This is a genomic window from Stenotrophomonas sp. YJH_SMC_57, assembly GCF_059369755.1.
Window position 1 is genome coordinate 340105 of the sequence record NZ_JCAFSZ010000002.1, and the last position, 18131, is coordinate 358235.

The 18131-nt window shown below is 64.4% G+C and carries 15 protein-coding genes; 10 read left to right on the forward strand and 5 right to left on the reverse strand.

The annotated features are described in order from the left end of the window. Positions 1 to 38 precede the first annotated feature (38 nt). The 4 genes from AC5P7U_RS03550 to AC5P7U_RS03565 all read left to right on the forward strand — a co-directional run bounded on the left by AC5P7U_RS03550 (position 39) and on the right by AC5P7U_RS03565 (position 7475). Positions 39 to 1922 (forward strand): PepSY-associated TM helix domain-containing protein, encoded by a 1884-nt coding sequence (locus AC5P7U_RS03550; RefSeq protein ID WP_197562854.1) that lies wholly within the window; start codon positions 39 to 41, stop codon positions 1920 to 1922. A 106-nt stretch (positions 1923 to 2028) separates the two neighbouring features. Continuing rightward, a complete protein-coding gene (locus AC5P7U_RS03555; RefSeq protein WP_197562852.1) occupies positions 2029 to 4677 on the forward strand; it encodes an excinuclease ABC subunit UvrA in 2649 nt (882 codons plus the stop codon). 243 nt (positions 4678 to 4920) lie between these two features. Then, positions 4921 to 5961, forward strand: a complete 1041-nt coding sequence (locus tag AC5P7U_RS03560) for an alpha/beta hydrolase (protein ID WP_197562850.1) — start codon at positions 4921 to 4923, stop codon at positions 5959 to 5961. Positions 5962 to 5993: 32 nt separating this feature from the next. Continuing rightward, positions 5994 to 7475: an OprO/OprP family phosphate-selective porin gene (locus tag AC5P7U_RS03565; RefSeq protein ID WP_197562848.1), complete on the forward strand. Its 1482-nt coding sequence runs from the start codon at positions 5994 to 5996 to the stop codon at positions 7473 to 7475. Between the two features lie 19 nt (positions 7476 to 7494). On the opposite strand, the gene AC5P7U_RS03570 is transcribed toward AC5P7U_RS03565, so the two are convergent. Then, complete coding sequence (locus AC5P7U_RS03570) at positions 7495 to 7986, reverse strand: MerR family transcriptional regulator (protein ID WP_462364143.1); 492 nt, start codon at positions 7984 to 7986, stop codon at positions 7495 to 7497. Here AC5P7U_RS03570 and AC5P7U_RS03575 point away from each other — a divergent pair. Further along, the gene (locus tag AC5P7U_RS03575; RefSeq protein ID WP_197562846.1) at positions 7985 to 8614 is read left to right on the forward strand and encodes a cation efflux transmembrane domain-containing protein; all 630 of its coding nucleotides are present in this window, start codon (positions 7985 to 7987) and stop codon (positions 8612 to 8614) included. The genes AC5P7U_RS03570 and AC5P7U_RS03575 overlap by 2 nt on opposite strands. A 44-nt stretch (positions 8615 to 8658) precedes the next feature. Here the strand turns inward: AC5P7U_RS03575 and AC5P7U_RS03580 are convergent, their stop codons facing one another. Further along, positions 8659 to 9612, reverse strand: coding sequence for an alpha/beta fold hydrolase (locus AC5P7U_RS03580; RefSeq protein WP_197562844.1), 954 nt, complete (start codon positions 9610 to 9612; stop codon positions 8659 to 8661). Positions 9613 to 9780: 168 nt separating this feature from the next. Between AC5P7U_RS03580 and AC5P7U_RS03585 the strand changes: the two genes are divergently transcribed. From AC5P7U_RS03585 to AC5P7U_RS03600, 4 genes are all read left to right on the forward strand, one after another. Beyond that, positions 9781 to 10350, forward strand: coding sequence for a TetR/AcrR family transcriptional regulator (locus tag AC5P7U_RS03585; RefSeq protein WP_197562842.1), 570 nt, complete (start codon positions 9781 to 9783; stop codon positions 10348 to 10350). A 61-nt stretch (positions 10351 to 10411) separates the two neighbouring features. Beyond that, on the forward strand, positions 10412 to 10888 hold the full coding sequence (locus AC5P7U_RS03590; protein ID WP_049458548.1) for a nuclear transport factor 2 family protein: 477 nt from the start codon (positions 10412 to 10414) through the stop codon (positions 10886 to 10888). 140 nt (positions 10889 to 11028) lie between these two features. Further along, on the forward strand, positions 11029 to 12126 hold the full coding sequence (locus tag AC5P7U_RS03595) for a hypothetical protein (RefSeq protein ID WP_197562840.1): 1098 nt from the start codon (positions 11029 to 11031) through the stop codon (positions 12124 to 12126). Between the two features lie 61 nt (positions 12127 to 12187). Then, on the forward strand, positions 12188 to 12919 hold the full coding sequence (locus AC5P7U_RS03600; protein ID WP_197562838.1) for a hypothetical protein: 732 nt from the start codon (positions 12188 to 12190) through the stop codon (positions 12917 to 12919). Between the two features lie 17 nt (positions 12920 to 12936). Here the strand turns inward: AC5P7U_RS03600 and AC5P7U_RS03605 are convergent, their stop codons facing one another. The 3 genes from AC5P7U_RS03605 to AC5P7U_RS03615 form a co-directional block, all read right to left on the reverse strand. Further along, complete coding sequence (locus AC5P7U_RS03605) at positions 12937 to 13407, reverse strand: hypothetical protein (protein ID WP_006445411.1); 471 nt, start codon at positions 13405 to 13407, stop codon at positions 12937 to 12939. After that, a complete protein-coding gene (locus tag AC5P7U_RS03610) occupies positions 13408 to 13764 on the reverse strand; it encodes a hypothetical protein (RefSeq protein ID WP_006445408.1) in 357 nt (118 codons plus the stop codon). Positions 13765 to 14221: 457 nt separating this feature from the next. Beyond that, positions 14222 to 14977 carry a tetratricopeptide repeat protein gene (locus AC5P7U_RS03615; protein WP_197562836.1) on the reverse strand — a complete coding sequence of 252 codons (756 nt, stop codon included), beginning with the start codon at positions 14975 to 14977 and terminating at the stop codon, positions 14222 to 14224. Between the two features lie 504 nt (positions 14978 to 15481). Between AC5P7U_RS03615 and AC5P7U_RS03620 the strand changes: the two genes are divergently transcribed. Continuing rightward, entirely contained in the window at positions 15482 to 18118 is a 2637-nt protein-coding gene (locus AC5P7U_RS03620; protein ID WP_308307847.1) for an RHS repeat domain-containing protein, read from the forward strand. Positions 18119 to 18131 lie beyond the last annotated feature (13 nt).

Sequence of the window (18131 nt, forward strand, 5' to 3'; positions counted from 1 at the left end):
AACCGGCGGGGCAAGGGCATGCCCGCCACGGGGATGGCATGAAGGCGGGCTTCCGGCAGAGCATGTCGTGGCTGCACACCTGGTGCGGCCTCACCTGCGGCTGGCTGTTGTGCGCGATCTTCCTCACCGGCACGATCAGCGTGTTCCGCGAGCCGATCACGCGCTGGATGGAGGCCGGCCCGGTGCCGGCCTCCCCGCAGGAAATGGATGCAGGTGCGCAGGCAGCGCGGGCGCAGCAGTGGTTGGCTGCAAACGCCGCCGATGCCCGGGCATGGCAGATCCGTTGGCCTGCCCAGCACGGCTGGCCGCTGCAGCTCTCATGGGAGGATGACGGCGGCAGCGCGCACGAACGCTGGGTAGATACCGGCAGCGGCATGCCACAACCTCCACCACGCCTTCGGGAAACCGAAGGCGGGCGCCACTTCATGTCCTTCCATTACACCCTGCACGGCGGCATGGCCGGCTACTGGCTGGTCGGCTGGATCACCGCCTGCATGCTGCTGGCGCTGGTGTCCGGCGTGGTGGTGCACAAACGCATCTTCAAGGACTTCTTCACCTTCCGCCCGGGCAAGGGCCAGCGCAGCTGGCTGGATGCGCACAACCTGAGTGCCGTGCTGACCCTGCCGTTCCTGTTCATGATCGGCTACACCGGGCTGACCTTCTTCTACAGCAGCTATCTGCCGTGGCCCGTGCAGGCAGCCTATGGCGATGCCGATGACGCCTATGCGCGCTATGAAGCCGAACTGGCACCTGCGCGACCTGTCCCGGCCGGCATACTGGTCGCGGGCGCGCAGTTGCCGGACCTGCCGGACCTGCTTGCGCGGGCGCAGGCCATCAGCGGGCAGCGCCCGGCACTGGTGACCATCCAGGCGCCGGGCACGGTACACAGCGTGGTGGAAGTGGAGGGCCGCAAGCCGGTGGGGAACACCGGCAGGCACCTGTTGAGCGAGGCCAGCCGGGTGACCTTCGATGCGGCCAGCGGCAGGCTCCTGCAGCAGCATGCAGCGCATCCGCAACAACTGGGTGGCGTGCAGGTACACGAAACCATCGAAGCCCTGCACAAGGCCGATTTCGGCGGCTGGCCGATGAAGTGGCTGTACTTCATCAGCGGCCTGCTGGGCACCGCGATGATCGCCATCGGCACGCTGTTGTTCTCGCTCAAGCGGCGCAAGCGCAGCGAGCAGGAGTTCGGCGCCGCCACGGCAGGCATCTACCGTTGCGTGGAGGCGTTCAACGTGGCATCGCTGGCCGGGGTGGCGCTGGCAAGCATCGTCTACCTGCACGGCAATCGGTTGCTGCCACTGGAAATGAGCGATCGCAGCGCGTGGGAAATACGCATTTTCCTTCTAACCTGCGCGGCCTCGGTGCTGCACGCACTGTGGCGTCCACCGCGCCTGGCCTGGATCGAGCAGTTGTGGCTGGCCGCCGCACTGTGCCTGGCACTGCCCGTGGTGAATCTGGCAACCACCGGGCAGGGGCTGCTGATGTACCTGCAGCGGGGCGCATGGCAGCAGGCCGGGGTGGAGCTGGTCACACTGGCCTTCGGATTGATGCTGGCAAGAATGGCCCTGATGCTGCAGCGCCGCTGGCCACGGGCGCAGGAGGCCGCGCGCAGTGCCAAGCCTCCGCCCGGGCAGGGCGCGGCGCATCGCTGGCAGGTGGCGAGCCGCGTGCTGGCTGCCTCGGTGGGCGGCTACGTGTTCACCGCGCTCACTGCCACGGCACTGGCGCTGTTGCTGCCCTCACTGGTGAATGTACGCACATCCGTTTCGGTCCTGACCAGTTCGCTGCTGGGGTTCGTGCTGTTGATCGCGGTCGCCGTGGGCATTTTCAGCGCCCGCAATGTGGGAAAGGTGTGGCTGGTCGTGGCGGCAGGGAGCGCCCTGATGGGAGTGTTGGTGGCGATGCTGCGGCCGGGGTGAGGGCAGGGTGCACGGCTCGCCCTCACCACATTCACCCCGCAGCAGCGAAAATGCACCCCTGGGCGCGCCCTGGCGCGCGCCGCTCACTGCCTGCAGGATCGTAACGATGTCCAACACCCCCTTTGGTGAATCGTCATGCGCTGCCGCCGCCAGCGGTTGTGTCGAGGTGCGTGGTGCGCGCGAGCACAACCTCAAGAATGTCGATGTCTCCATTCCGCGCAACGCACTGGTGGTGTTCTCCGGGGTCTCGGGTTCGGGCAAGTCATCGCTGGCCTTCGGCACTGTGTTCGCCGAAGCGCAGCGGCGCTACTTCGAGTCGGTGGCGCCGTATGCACGGCGCCTGATCGACCAGGTGGGCGTGCCCGATGTGGATGCCATCGACGGCCTGCCGCCGGCAGTGGCCCTGCAGCAGCAGCGCGGTGCCAGCAATGCGCGTTCATCGGTGGGCAGCGTGACCACGCTGTCCAGCCTGGTGCGCATGATGTACTCGCGCGCCGGGGCCTACCCGGCCCATCAGCCCATGCTGTACGCCGAGGACTTCTCGCCGAACATGCCGCAGGGCGCCTGCAGCACCTGCCACGGCCTGGGGCATGTCTACGAAGTGACCGAAGCGCTGATGGTGCCGGACCCGTCGCTGACGATCCGTGAGCGCGCCATCGCGTCCTGGCCGCCGGCCTGGCATGGCCAGAACCTGCGCGACATCCTGGTCACGCTCGGCTACGACATCGACGTGCCGTGGAAAAAGCTGCCGAAGAAGGACCGCGACTGGATCCTGTTCACCGAGGAAACGCCCAGCGTGCCGGTCTACGCCGGGTTCACCCCTGCCGAGACCCGCGCCGCGCTCAAGCGCAAGCTCGAACCCAGCTATATGGGCACCTATACCGGTGCCCGCCGCTACGTGCTGCACACCTTTGCCAACACCCAGAGCGCGCTGATGCGCAAGCGCGTATCACGCTACATGGAAGGCAAGCTGTGCCCGGCCTGCCACGGAAAGCGCCTGAAGCCGGAGGCGCTGTCGGTCACCTTCGCTGGCGTGGATATCGGTGAGTTCATGCGGCTGCCGCTGGACCAGCTGGCGGAGCTGCTGGAGCCGGTGGCGCAAGGCGATTTCAGCGCGCACAGCAAGGGCGCTCGCACCCGCAGGAGTGCGACACCCCGCGATCGCGCGCGTCGGGCCGCGAGTGGCCAAGCGACCCACGAGGGCGCCCCCGACGTGCGGCTGACCTCGGCCCTGTCCGAAGAGAAACGCCTTGCAGCCCAGCGGCTGGCAGGCGGGGTGATGGCGCGGGTACGCCAGCTGCGTGAACTGGGCCTGGGCTATCTCTCGCTGGATCGCGCCACACCCACGCTGTCAGCCGGCGAACTGCAGCGCCTGCGGCTGGCCACGCAGCTCAGCTCGTTGCTGTTCGGCGTGCTGTACGTGCTGGATGAGCCCTCGGCGGGCCTGCATCCTGCCGACAGCCAGGCGCTGTACGACGCACTCGACCGGCTGCGCGACGGCGGCAACTCGGTGTTCGTGGTTGAACACGATCTGGAACTGATGCGCCGCGCGCAGTGGCTGGTGGATGTGGGCCCAGAGGCGGGCGAGCACGGTGGGCGCGTGCTCTACAGTGGCGAGCCCGACGGTCTGCGCAAGATCCAGGACTCGCGCACGGCCCGGTATCTTTTCGATCAGGTTCCTGCGCCCGCCAGCCGCCTGCGCAGCGCCGGCAACTGGCTGCAACTGCAAGGCATCCATCGGCACAACCTGCAGGGTGTGGACGCACAGGTGCCACTCGGGTTGCTGACCGCCGTCACCGGCATCTCTGGCTCCGGCAAGTCCAGCCTGATGGCCCAGGCGCTGCCGGAGCTGATGCTGCTGCACCTGGGGCACGAGCCGGTGGACGAGGGCACGGACAGCGAACCCACCGACGGGCCGAGCGTGATTGAAGCAACGCGAGGCCGCCTGGCCGGCGATGTGGATGCCATTCAACGCGTCGTGCAGGTTGACCAGAAGCCGATCGGGCGCACGCCGCGCTCCAATCTGGCTACCTATACCGGCCTGTTCGATCACGTGCGCAAGCTGTTCGCCGCAACACCGGCCGCGCGCCGCCGCCGTTTCGACGCGGGCCGTTTCTCGTTCAACGTAGCCAAGGGTCGGTGCGAAACCTGCGAAGGCGAAGGGTTTGTCAGTGTCGAACTGCTGTTCATGCCCAGCGTCTATGCGCCATGCCCGACCTGCCATGGCGCGCGCTACAACGAGGCCACGCTGAAGGTGCAGTGGAATGACCGCAACATCGCCGAAGTCCTGCAGATGACGGTGGACCAGGCGCGTGCGTTCTTCAGTGAAGAGGATGCCATCGCCCGCCCGCTGCAGTTGCTGCAGGAAATCGGCCTGGGTTACCTGAGGCTGGGCCAGCCGGCTACCGAGCTCTCAGGCGGTGAAGCCCAGCGCATCAAGTTGGCCACCGAGCTGCAGCGCAGCCAGCGCGGGCGCACGCTGTACGTGCTGGACGAGCCCACCACCGGCCTGCATGCATCCGATGCGGACCGGCTGCTGGTGCAGCTGCAACGGCTGGTGGACGCCGGCAATACCGTGGTGATGATCGAGCATGACATGCGCGCGGTCGCGCAGGCGGACTGGGTGATTGATGTAGGCCCCGGCGCTGGCGGGGCAGGGGGCACCATCGTCGCGAAGGGAACGCCGCAACAGGTGGCGCGGGCCAAAGGCAGCAGAACGGCACCGTTCCTTGCGAAGGAGTTGGCTTCCCTGTAGAGCCGAGCCATGCAGCGCCTCCTGCGGCAAAGCCGGTTGCTGGAGCGGGGAGGGGCGGGAAAACAAGAACGCCTGGCGAAGCGTGTAATGGCGAATCCTCTGGTGACGCTCCAGCCAGAAGCATCCACTTTGATGCTGCAGCGCACACAGAAAAGCACGGCCCAGCTAGTCCCATCCGGCTATAGGACACCAGCGCGACTCGACGCACACTTCGCCCCGTAAAGGCCGACGGGAGGGCGTGATATGAGTCTGCATGTGGGGAAGCTGCGCGGGTTGGCGGTGCTTCTGTTCCTGCTGAATCCCTTGCTTGCCGGTGCGGTGCCGGCAGCGCCGCCTGCATCGGCACCCGAGGTGATTCCGCTGTGGCCGCAGGACCACTGGCAGCAACGCGCGCGTGGCCCGGAACGGATCGGCGCCGAAGGCAGCGCGAAGGGCGCGGTCTCGGGAATCAGTAACTCGCGCATGGAGATCTACCGACCGCTGAAACCGAACGGAACAGCCGTGGTGATTTTCGGCGGCGGCGGCTACTTCCGCATCCAGATTGGCAGCGCCGCCAAGCCGACGGCGCAGTGGCTGCAATCGCTGGGCGTCACGGCCGCCGTGGTGTACTACCGGCTGCCTGCCGATGGGTGGGCGCCGGTTTCGCCCTTCCAGGATGGCCAGCGCGCCATGCGGCTGCTGCGCGCGCAGGCTGCAAGCCTGGGGGTCGATCCGGAGCGCATCGGCGCATTGGGCTTTTCCGCCGGCGGCAATCTGGCCGGTATCGTCGCCACGCGCTTCGATGCCCCGTTGTATCCGCCGGTGGATGCAGCCGACCAGCTGTCAGCGCGCCCGGACTTCCTTGGCATGATCTATCCGGTCGTTTCAATGCGCCCGCCGCTGGACCACACCCGGTCGAAGCGGGAACTGGCCAGCCAGAACGACGCACAGCAGGCCTATTCGGTCGAACAACACGTCCGCAAGGACATGCCGCCGGTGTTCCTGGCCCAGGCCGTGGACGATCGCACCGTGGATGTCGGCCACAGCGTGGCGATGTACCAGGCCACGCATGCGGCAGGCATTCCGGTGGAGCTGCATCTGTTCGAAGCCGGAGGCCACAGCTGGGGGTTGGGCAAGCCCGGGACATTGGTGGCGCAGTGGCCGCGGCTTTTCGCCAACTGGGCACGCAGCCACGGCTACCTCGGGCCGCCGCCTGTGCGGCTGCCGCCGCACGATGCCAGCGCGATACCCGCCGCCGCTGCTCAGCCACCTCGCTCGCTGGACGATGATGGCGCGGGCGACTGAGCCGCACACTGTATTTCATTCGGGAGAACTGCATGAACTCACTGAAGCGTGCCGCGCTTGGCGCGGCTGCCGGCGGCTGCCTGTTGCTGGCTTCCCCCTCTGTGCTGGCCGCGGCTGGCGATACCGAAGCCGGATTGCGCGCCCAGGTGCAGCAGCAGGCAAAGCAACTGCGCGATCAGGCATCCCTGCTGGAGCAGCTGAGCGCACGCCTGGCTGCGCTGGAGGGGGCCTCTCAAAGTACCGGCGTGGCACCCGGCAGCGATGCGGGCCTCGATGCACAGGTGGCTGCGGCCATCGCTGACACCCGCCAGGACGACATGGCCATTCTGCAGGCGCAGGTGGCACAGCTCGCCGCAACCGGGGGAGGCGGTGACGGCAATCTGCGCTGGCGCAAGGGTGGACCTGAGTTCCGCAGCAGTGATGGCCAGTTCACCTTCCACCCCCGCGGCCGGGTGATGGTCGATTTCAGCAGTACCCACGGTTCCGCATTCGACGCACGCAACATCACCGGCACCGACCTGGCCAGCGGCCGCCTCGGTGCCGAAGGTCGGATGGGACCACTGGGTTACAAGATCGATGCGGACTTTGCGGGCAACGATGTCTCGCTGAAGGACACCTATCTGTCCTGGGACACGCGGCTGGGTGGCCTGCCAACGGAAATCTACGTGGGCAACAAGCTCAAGGACCGTGGGATCGATGGTGGCACCAGCGGCGTCAATACACCTTTCATGCAGCGCAATGCGGTGGCGTCGGTCGGTGCCCAGCAGAGCGGGTACTACGGGCTGGGCGTCACCACCAAGGTGATCGGCGATGGCTGGCACGCCAGCGTGGCGGTGACCGGTGACGATATCGGCAATGAAAGCACGGCCAGCGACACCATTGCGTATCTGCTGCGCGCGCACTGGAACCCATTGCGTGGCCAGGCAGGCTTCGTGCATCTGGGAGGCTGGTACTGGTACGAGGATCTCGGCCAGGATGTCGGCAGCATCAACAAGGCCTCTCCGATCGCGCTGGGCTGGAACGGCAACGTGCGCGTGTCGGCCAGCTCCATCGCCAACGTCACCGACAACCGCGCCTGGGGGCTTGAGATGGGCGGAGTGTACGGCCCGGTGTGGGCCTTCGCCGAGCACACCACCCGCACCATCGAATCACGCACGGTCGACTCGGTCGACCAGCGGGCGACATCGGTCTACGCAGGCTGGCTGATCACCGGCGAGCGCCCCGGATTCAGCAGCCGCTCCGGGGTCTGGGGTACCACGCGGGTATTGCGTCCGGTGCAGGAGGGTGGCGTTGGCGCCTTCGAGCTGGCCGCGCGCTATGACCGCTACGACTTTCTCGATGCGGCCCGGGGCGGCGAGGGCACGGCATGGACGCTCGGGGTGAACTGGTACCTCAACAACTGGTCGCGCCTGATGCTGAACTACGTTCACTGGAAGACCGACAACAAGGTTGGCAACGCCCAGGGGCCTGACTCCGGAAATACCGTGGGCGTGCGAGCACAGGTTTCGTTCTGATGTGGAAGGGGCAGCAGGGTCATGGCTGCGACTGAAGTGCTTCCAGCACCCTGCAATCGGCTACGCGCCCGCCCGGGCAATTGCCGATCATCCGCTGCAGTTCGCCCTGCAGCGCCTGCAGGTCGCAGATCCGGCGCGCAATGTCGCCGATATGCGCCTTCACCACGTCGTCTACCGAGCTGCATTCGTGTTCGCGCTGCTCACCCAAGGCAATCAGCTCGCGGATCTGCTCGATGGAAAAGCCCAGCTCCCGGGCCCGGCGCACGAATGACAGCCGCCGTTGGTCCTGTGCACTGAAGTAGCGGTAATTGCCGTCGGACCGCAGCGGTGGCTGGAGCAGGCCGATCTTTTCGTAATAGCGGATGGTCTCGGCCTTGGTGCCGGTCTGGCGGGCCAGCTGGCCAATGGTGAGGTGGGCGGACATGGGCTTGACCTTGTAGGGGCTACAGGGTTGATAACGGCTGCCCCACCTCTTTTCAAGCCCAGGCCAGGCCTGGCCGGAGATACCCATGGATCACTGCTGTGGCCACAAGCGCCAGGAACTGGAAGCGCTGGCACTCCACAGTGCGCAACGGCGCGTGCTGGTGGCGGTACTGATCATCAACCTGGCGATGTTCCTCATCGAATTCGGCGCAGGCATCGTGGCGCGCTCAAGCGCGCTGCAGGCCGACGCTGTCGACATGCTGGGCGACGCCATCGTGTACGGCCTGAGCCTGTGGGCAGTGAACCGGGGTGCGCGCTGGGAAGCCGGTGCAGCCCTGGCCAAGGGAGTGCTGATCCTGGGCTTCTTTGTGTTCATCGTGCTGGAGGTCATCGCCAAGCTGGCAAACGGCGTCCCCCCTTCCAGCGGCGTGATGCTCGGTTTCGGCGCCATCGCGCTGGCAGCCAATCTGGTGTGCCTGGCGTTGCTGTGGCGGTTCCGCACGCTCAACATCAACATGAAAAGCACCTTTGCGTGCTCGCGCAACGACGTCGCCGCCAATATCGGCGTACTGGTGGCTGCCGGTGGCGTCGCGCTCACCGGTCGTGGCTGGCCGGATATCGTGGTGGGTGTGGTCATCGCGCTGCTGTTCCTGAAGTCCGCGGTGGGCGTCATCAGCGAAGCGTGGCCCGCATGGCGCGCGGCTGCGAAAGCGTGAGGTGAGGCAAGGGGCTCCGGCGAGATGCCAGAGCCCCAAGAGGCTCACTTTTCCTGCAGGAACGTCAGCAGGTCCTGGTTGACGCGATCCTTGTGCGTGTCGGTCAGGCCATGCGGTGCGCCCGGGTACACGATCAGCCGGGCGTTCCTGATCAGCTTTGCCGACTGGCGGCCGGAGATGTCGATCGGCACGATCTGGTCGTCATCGCCGTGGATGACCAGCGTCGGCACATCGAACTTCTTCAGGTCGGCGCGGAAATCGGTGGCCGAGAACGCGGCGATCGAATCGTAGGTGTTCTTGTGGCCGCCCTGCATGCCCTGCGCCCACCACGCATCAATCAAGCCCTGCGATACCTTCGCGCCCGGGCGGTTGAAGCCGTAGAACGGGCCCGACGGGATGTCCTTGTACAGCTGCGCGCGGTTGTCCATCTGCGCCTTGCGGATGCCGTCGAACACTTCAATCGGCAGGCCGTTGGGGTTGTCGGCGGTCTTCAGCATGAACGGCGGCACCGAGCTGATCAGCACCGCCTTCTTCACCCGGCCGGTGCCATGGCGGCCGATGTAGCGCGCCACTTCGCCGCCGCCAGTGGAGAAGCCCACCAAGGTCACGTCGTGCAGGTCGAGCGTGTTGATCACCGTGGCCAGGTCATCGGCGTAGTGATCCATGTCGTTGCCGTCCCAGGGCTGACTGGAACGGCCGTGGCCACGACGGTCGTGCGCGATGACGCGGTAGCCGTGGTTGGCCAGGAAGATCATCTGCGATTCCCAGCTGTCCGAGTTCAGCGGCCAGCCGTGGCTGAAGGTGACGACCGGGCCGTCCTTCGGGCCCCAGTCCTTGTAGTAGAGCTGCACGCCATCGGCGGTGGTGATGTAACTGGCGGTGCGGGCGACGCTGGTGATCGGCACCGGCTTGGCCGGTTCGGCGGCCTGCGCGGACAGGCCGGCCTGGACCGAGAGGGCGAGGGTGGCAACGGCCAGGGTGCGGGCGAAGGTGTTCATGCGGGAACTCTCATGGGTGGGTGGTGAGGCGTACTTTGCGCCCTGAATCAGGCGCCTGGGTGATGCAATGTCCGGATTTCTTGATAGATCGTCTTGCATGGATGTGCGCACCCGAGACGCTGCCAATCGCGCGTTGACAAGGTAGAACGTTCGTTCTACCTTGCAGCCATGAACAAGACCGGCACCGACACCGCGCAGAAGATCCTCGCCACCGCCGAGGCGCTGATCTACCAGAACGGAATCCATGCCACCGGCATGGACCTGCTGGTGAAGACCTCCGGCGTGGCACGCAAAAGCATCTACCGGCACTTTGAAAACAAGGACCAGGTGGCCGCTGCGGCATTGAACGCGCGCGACGTGCGCTGGCTGGACTGGTTCCAGCAGGCGTGCGACAAGGCCGACAGCCCCGAAGCGCGCATCCTCGGCATGTTCACCGTGCTCAAGGGCTGGTTCGAGTCCGAGGGCTATCGCGGCTGCGCCTTCATCAATACCGCGGGCGAGGTGGGCGACCCCGACGATCCGATTCGCCACATCGCAAAAAGCCACAAGCAGAAGCTGCTGGATTACACGCTGGAACTCACCACGCAACTGGATATCCAGCAGCCGGACGCGCTGGCGCGGCAGCTGCTGGTTCTCATGGAAGGCGCCATCACCGTCTCGCGCGTGATGGGCGACTACAACGCCGCAGACACTGCCAGGGATGTTGCAGAAGTGTTGTTGGAGCAGGCCAGGCGCTGACGCCTGAGCCATCAAAACCTGTCGAAGCACCCCGTTCATCCACTTGATTGGAGGCCCCACCGTGTCCACTGAAGCACCCCGTCCGCCGCTGCCGCCGTTCACCCTTGAATCGGCCATCGAGAAGGTTCGTCTTGCCGAGGATGGCTGGAACTCCCGCGATGCCGACAAGGTCGCGCTGGCCTATTCGCTCGACACCCGCTGGCGCAACCGCGCCGAGTTCACCCACGGCCGCGAGGAAGCGCGGCAGTTCCTGGCCCGCAAATGGAAGAAGGAACTGGACTACCGCTTGATCAAGGAACTGTGGGCCTTCAGCGGCAACCGAATCGCCGTGCGCTACGCCTATGAATGGCACGACGACTCCGGCAACTGGTTCCGTTCCTATGGAAACGAGAACTGGGAATTCGGAGCGGATGGGTTGATGGAGCATCGGTTCTCGAGCATCAACGACATGCCGATCAAGGAGAGCGAGCGCAAGTTCCATTGGCCGCTGGGGCGTCGCCCGGATGATCACCCGGGGCTGTCTGATCTGGGCATGTGAGCACGGCTGGCCGACATTCGCTTCACCCTCCATTGCGTAACCTGCACGCCACAGCACGTCATGCCTCACGGTGAGGCATGACGCGCGCCGAGGCTGGAATCGAGTGCTTTCACTCGCAGAACAGGAGGCAGGACGCGACCGTGAAGGCAGTTCCCATCATCATCGCAGCAGCACTGGCCACACCCTCGTTTGATGCGCGCGCGGCCAGCGAAGACCGCAACACAGCGCCCCATTTCGATCTCGGTGGCGCAGTCCGATTCAACTATGGCTGGCTCGATTACGGGCCCACCAGCCGCCTGCAGCTGGAGCTGCTTCGCGCCGACATCGATGCCGGTAGCGGACCTTTCTCCTTCTCCGCGCAGTACCGCTGGTACGACGGCTTCGATGCCGTGCATCACGCCTATGCGGGCTGGCAGTTCACCGACGCCACGCAGCTGAAGGCCGGCATCCAGCAGGTACCTTTCGGGCTGCTGCCCACGGTCTCGCAGAGTTTCTGGTTCGGGTCCGGCTACTACCTGGGCATCGAGGACGACTACGACCCCGGCGTGGTGGTGGTCCACCAGGCCGGCAACACCACCTGGCACCTCGGCTGGTTCTCGGGTGACGAATACGGAACCGGGGCCCGCTACGACCGCTATTCCTTCGATGTGGCACAGACCGATGCGTTGCCGTATCGCGAACGGCAGCGGTTCAATGTACGCGTCGAGCAATCGCGCGACTGGGCCGGCGGCGAGCTGCTGGTTGGCGCATCGGCCTTCGCGGGCAAGGTGCAGAACACCCGCAGCCTCCGCCATCACGACCACCAGGCCGTGGCCGTCCACGCGCAGTGGAAACGCGATGGCTGGGCCACCCAGCTGCAATGGGCGCGCTACCGCTACAGCGTGCCCGGCGAGCGCATCGCGCTGTCGGCGTTCCAGGCCCCGTTTGAAATCGCGGCCGAGGCCGATGTGCCCAGTGCCAACGTTGCCTATTCCTTTGGCCCGCGCGGCTGGCTGGACGATGTGACCTGCTACAACAACCTCAGCATGACGCGCCCGGTGGGGCACAGCAGCGGGGTGCGCGACTCCTGGCAGAACGTCACCGGCTGCAGCCTGCAGAAGGGGGTGATGCTCACCTATGTCGACTGGATTGCCGGCCGCAACATGTGGTTTGCCGGCGGCGATGGCATCGGCATCAACAACGGCGGCCCGTCGCGCTGGCATTCACGGCTGAACCTCAATATCGGGTTCTATTTCTGAAAGGTGCCGCGCGTCGGCTACGATGCCACGGTCGGCATCGTAGCCGGGGGCAGGGGACGCAATGGACATGCAGGCAGGGGGCGGGCTCGATTCGCCGGCAAAGACCGATTCGCAGGAACTGACCTTCCACTGGCTCTACCAGCGGGTGCAGGGGCTGGTTGAGCACAGCATCTACCCCAAGGCGGGCAGGGTGGAGAGGTGGTCGTTCCGTGTGGGCGCCCTGTCGGCCGCGATTGGCATTCTTGGCAGCCAGCTGCCTGACCGATGGCTTCCGCTTACGGCCGCGCTGCTTCTGGTCAGGGTGTGCCTGGCGGTGGAGATCGGAGGATTCGCCATAGGCGGCGTTCTCGCCGCCCGTCGCGGAATCCGCCAATTCGTCCAGCCACGGCTCTCGCATGCGCAGGAGATGGATGGCGAGTTTTCCCGGTGGCAAGGGGTAATCGCCGAACTCCGAGGATTTCCCAGGGTCGAGCGTGAGCGTCGCCTCAAGTACGTCAGCCACCTGCGCACAAGCATGATCGAGCGTATGGGCCTGATATACGGCGGGCTGCAACGTCTCGGGCCGTTCCCGCTGTTGATTGCCCTCTACCTGCAGTTCCGTGGATGGCAATGGGGTGATTGGGCCAGCGCCTTTGATGTCGGGGCGCTGGGTGCCTTCCTCATCTACGCTCTGGTGTTGCTCTACCTTGCGGGATGGATGCTGATCGGCCTGCGTACCCGCCTGGACACCTACGTCGCCCTGCTCGAAGGCTCCATCCACGAACCCGAGCCCCCGCAGCCAGCGCCCCAGTAAAGGCGAGCCATGCTCGACTACGGCATGCCACATCGCACACCATCAGGCACCTCGCCAGCCAACATCTGCAACACCCGATCCATCAGAACAGGCTCCGGCACGCCCGCCAGCACTTGTTCCAGATAGTCCACGGGTTGCAACTGCCCTTGAAGCAGTGCAAGTAACAGCGCAACAGCGGGCGCCCGCTGCTTCGCATCCAGCGAGACCTGCAACAGCACATGCTGCGGCCGCTTCTCCAGCCACAACACGGGCACGCCCTTGCAGTTAACCTGGAAAGAGGCGTCTTCATGCCGCTCCACGAACTGGAAGCCGTGCCCTGGCCGAACCTTCACGAACTGCGTCGCTTGCCGGCGCAGCTGTGAGAATCGTTCGTTGGAGACGCGCTGGAACGCGATAGGCGAGGGGACGGGTGGCTCAAACCACCGCGCCTGTGCCGCAATCACGAACCCAACGCACAAGGCCGTGGCCGCCCAACTGCACCAGGCCACTCAACCCTCCGGGCGCATTCGTGTACTGGCGTGCGCGGTGAGTCCCAGCCCGGCCATGATCAGCCCCTCCATGATGCGCGGACCGACGTCCTGCTCCAGTTCGCCGTTCTCGCGGGCCCGCTGCGCGGCCAGCAGGATCTCCATCACCACGCGAAGGCCCGCCAGCGAGCAGTCGGTGTCGGCCAGGGCAATGCGTCGGCCCGGCATCAGGTGGCGCTCTGGCCAGGGCTGGCCATCGGACGTGGCGCCCGAACCGATGCTGTCCAGCAGGGCAATGAGGGTGTTCCGGTCCAGTACGGGGCCGTTCGCGGGCTCTTCCTGGATCGGTTGCGGGGCAGGGGAGTAGCGCTTGGTCATGGCAGGGCTCCTTGCGGGCAGGCAGAAGCCGCCACCGATAAAGGTGGCGGACGGTGCGAGGTTCGAAACCCGGTGTGCAATCAGACCGGCGGGCGCAAGGCCCCCACGCACCGCCCGCCATAGCCGGCCGACGGATTGCCAGTCGGCACCGCGCGAGGTGGTGCCGACTGGCAAGCGCTTTTTACGATTGCACAACCGGGGTTTCGAAGCCCGACCACCGGTACTCGGTGGCACGGAGAGGAATACGCCCAGTTGTGCGCGATGCCAATGCAGTAAGGCCGATCCCGTCACCACATTCAACATTTTCAGAATCGTTGTATATGGCGCAATGTGGCTGAAGCCATGAGTTGCAAGGCTGTCGGCGATATTCGTGGTGCGGGCCTACAGACTGTCGGCATCCGCCCGACGATCCTGCGACCGAGGCAGATGCGACATGATTGCCAAAGGCCGCCTGGTGTCAGAAGCCCTTCAACGCGACCTTGGTCCGCTCCAGCCAGGCGGCATTGTGGCTGCGCGCGTGGCGCGACCAGTGCTGGGCATCTTCGATGATGCTGGCGAACAGGCTGCGAGCTTGCTCACGGTCGACCGGCTGCGTTTGTGCCATCAGCCACTCGCCGTAAAGGCAGCGGGCGGCCGCATCGTTTCCACATTCCACAGCACGCTCAAACGCGGCGCGGGCGCCGGGCGCCTGAGCGGCTGCCAGCGCCTGCGCATAGAGCAGGGTCTGTTCCGGCTTGCGGCGCACGTCCGGATGGCGGGCGAACAGGCCGTCCAGCGTCTCGACTGCAAGTGCGGCGTGTCCGGACTCAAGGCGGGCACGGGCAAGGCCGGTCAGAATGTAGGGGTCGTCACCCAGTGGCGAGCTTGCGGCCTGCTCAAGCAGGGTTCTGGCTTCCTCCGCCTGGCCGGCATCCAGCAGCGTCATCCCCAAGCGAACCCGGTTCTGCACGGTGGGCGTTCGCGACAGCTCAGCACGTGCGTTGCGCAGATCCTGACCCGGGTCCATGAGCTGCTTGGCTGAGCGGATTGCCTGCCGCGCGCCGCGCGAGTTGCGGGCTTCCGGGAAGTAGATCGCCAGGAAGTAGACGACGCTGCCTAACAAGGGGAACGAGAAGAGCAGGATGAGCCAGTAGAGGCTCTGGCCTGAGCGGATGGCGTGCACCGCGAAGTAGATGGCCGCCAGTACGTGGAGTCCGATTCCGATATAGGGCATGTGTGCAGCCTCGTCCTTGTGGGGGCTGGCACTATAGAGGGCGTGGGGTGGGGCGCCAATGGGGGCGACCTGGCATGGCGCGTCAGTTAATGAGCTCAAATCCTATGGAGAGCTATCTACTGGGGTCGAGTTGATGAAGAAGGTTTCACTCCGATATCGCTGGCGATTGCAGAAGAGCCTCAACGTCCTGATCTTGCTGTGTCACCCGGATGAGCAGGCAAAAGGCGCCTGGTGTCGTTTCCGGCGCGACAGTTTGCGGAAGTGCGGCAAGAAATTCGATGAATCGCAACTTCCTCACGAGATCGCCTCGGAATAGCTTAAGAGAATATTTAGCTTTGGACTGCGGCCAATCCGTAGGAGATTGCCGTAGCTCCTGATCGGAAAATTAGTGGGTCATTACAGCTCCGCTCAATAGAGGTTTGACAACGCGAAGCTATAGGCGTAGTTCTTTGCTCAAACAGCAGCTGACTTCCCTTTCACTCCCTATCCAAGGATGTAGCGAAGATGATTTCTGCCAAGGACAGGCGGGAGGGAAAATCCCCCCGTTGTAATTATATTAATTCGCGACTTTGCTCGATCATCACGGGCGCAGCGCTTACGTTGGGGGCTGGGTTCCACGCCTCGGCGCAAGATGGGCTCTTCAATTACCAAGAATTTGAGAAGCGGATAAAGAGCGCGCAGTCGCTCGCCGCTATCTCTACCGATGAGGTGTTTGGCGATCGGACCGCAGGCTTCGACGGTAGTACGGAGTTCTTCATTGAGGACGTGTCCATTCCCGGCAACTTTGACCTTCCTGTGAGCGTCGCTCGACGCTTTTCGGTGGAGGCGACTAACCGAGGATTTCGCGATAGCGAGACCAAGGGTCTGACACTGTTCGATGATTGGGAAATCGTCGTGCCTTATATGTCGGGCGTGTGGACCAAAGGCGCTGGATGGATCACGGGTGACCAAGGGGCTCAGACCACGCAGCGTTGTTCGGTCAACACCGCGCCCTTGCTGCTGGAGACCTGGGGCTACACCGACATCGGCTTTGGCATCGATGTGAAGTGGAATGGCGGAAACGGCGAGGAACTTCTGATTGCCGATGACCCGTCCTATGCCTCTGCGCCAGGCCTTGAGGTACCCAAGTGGATGACAGCGTCCAGAGCGCGATTCACTTGTCTGTCTGCAACGCGCAACGGATACCCAGGCGAGGCGTTCGTGGGGCATACGCCCGATGGCAAGAAGTACTTCTTTGACTGGGGAGCGGAAAAGCCCTACGCCACAGCCAAGGCCGGGAGTCGCATGATGGCGCGTAAGCGCGTCTACCTTCTGGCATCGCGTGTTGAGGATCGTTATGGGAACTGGGTGTCTTATAGTTACGACGGGTACCGGCTCACCAGGATTGAGTCCAGCGATGGACGCCGGATTGACCTGAGCTACGATGGCGACGGCCGGGTGACCACAGTCACGGCCAATGGGCGAGTTTGGCGGTATGCCTATGTGGGCGATACGGAGGGAAATGACGGCGGCTTGTCCCAAGTGACACTCCCGGATGGCTCTGCTTGGACCTACAGTCATCGCGGGCGGCTTCAATCAAGCCTTCCTTTGCGTGGCGGTGACGATGGGGGCGGGTGCGAGATCCGCGCGGGCAATGCCCCTCCACCCACGCAGATGACGGTAACCTCTCCGTCAGGTGCTCAAGGCATCTTCGACTTTGAAATGGAGCTGTTTATCCGCTCTGATCCTTGCAACGGACTCCTTCCGTCGCATTACGATGCATGGTCCTTGAAGAAGCGCAGCATCATGGGGCCTGGGCTGCCTTCGATGGTGAGTACGCGAGATTACAACCTGCAGTTGCCGGGAGGCGGGCGCTGGTCCAGCCTGACCAAGCCGGATGGCACGCAGATTCGCGAACGCTATGGCGCAGATCCGGGCCTGAACGAACGAAAGCTCCTCCAAAAGCAGATTCTGGACGCGGCCGGCCAGGTGCAACGTGACGAGCTAAGTACCTACACCTTTGGTTCCGAGACAGGGCCGTTTGCCGTCCGGGTAGGGCGGTCAATTGGACTTCAGTCAGGCCAGTTCTTGGCGGGCACGCTGAGTGCGCTAAGCGAGAGCCAGTTCAGTCAGGATGGCGATACCTATCGCGTGGTCTACAGCGACTTCAATCGCAATGCCCGTCCAGCACGCGTGACTTACACCGGCCCTTCCGGATCCAAGGCCGAGATACGAGAGCATCTTGATATGCCCAACCCTTGGGTCTTGGATCAGGTGTTGAGCGTCAAGGAGGTTGCGTCCGGGAAGGTCACCACGCGATATAGCTATGACGCCATGGCCAAGCCGAATGCCGTCTATCGCGCTGGAGCGCTGCTGCAGAGTGTGACTTATGCCGCGGATGGCACGATCAGTACGGTGCGTGACGGAAAGGGAAATACGACCCAGATCCAGGACTGGTATCGGGGTGTACCGCGACTGGTCACCAATCCTGATGGCACCACCAACAGCATGTCGGCCGACGGAAACGGGTGGATCACCTCAACCACGGATGCGCTGCAGAGGACCACGTCCTATCAGCACGATTCGATGGGTCGCGTGAAGGAGGTCCAGCCACCCGTCGATGAGAACCAGTGGACCAAGACAACCATCTCGTTCCAGCAGGTCGCGGCCGATGAGTACGGCCTTTCGCCGGGACACTGGCGAGTCGATAACGCTCAAGGGGCACGGCGTCAGGAAACTTATCTCGATGCGCTTTGGCAGCCGCTCCTGGTGCGCGAATACGATGCAGACGACATCGCGGGGACCCAACGGTGGGTCAGGAACAGCTACGACAGCGAGGGTCGCCCGATCTTCACTTCCTACCCTTCAAAGGATAGCAATGTGGCGACCGGCACCTGGACTGAGTACGACGCACTTGGGAGGAAAACTTCCTCGGCCCAGGACAGCGAGCAAGGCCTGCTGATCACGACCATTGCCTACAGCAGCAATGCTACGACTACCGTCGTTGATCCGCTCGGTCATCAGACGATTACCCGGTTCGATGCCTTTGAAGGACCGGACTATGAAAAGCCTGCGCAGATCATTCGTGCCGACGGAAGCAAAGTCAGCATAAAACGGAATGCATTTGGCCTCACTACCGAAGTGGCCCAGTCCGCAAACTGAAACCACGTCAAGG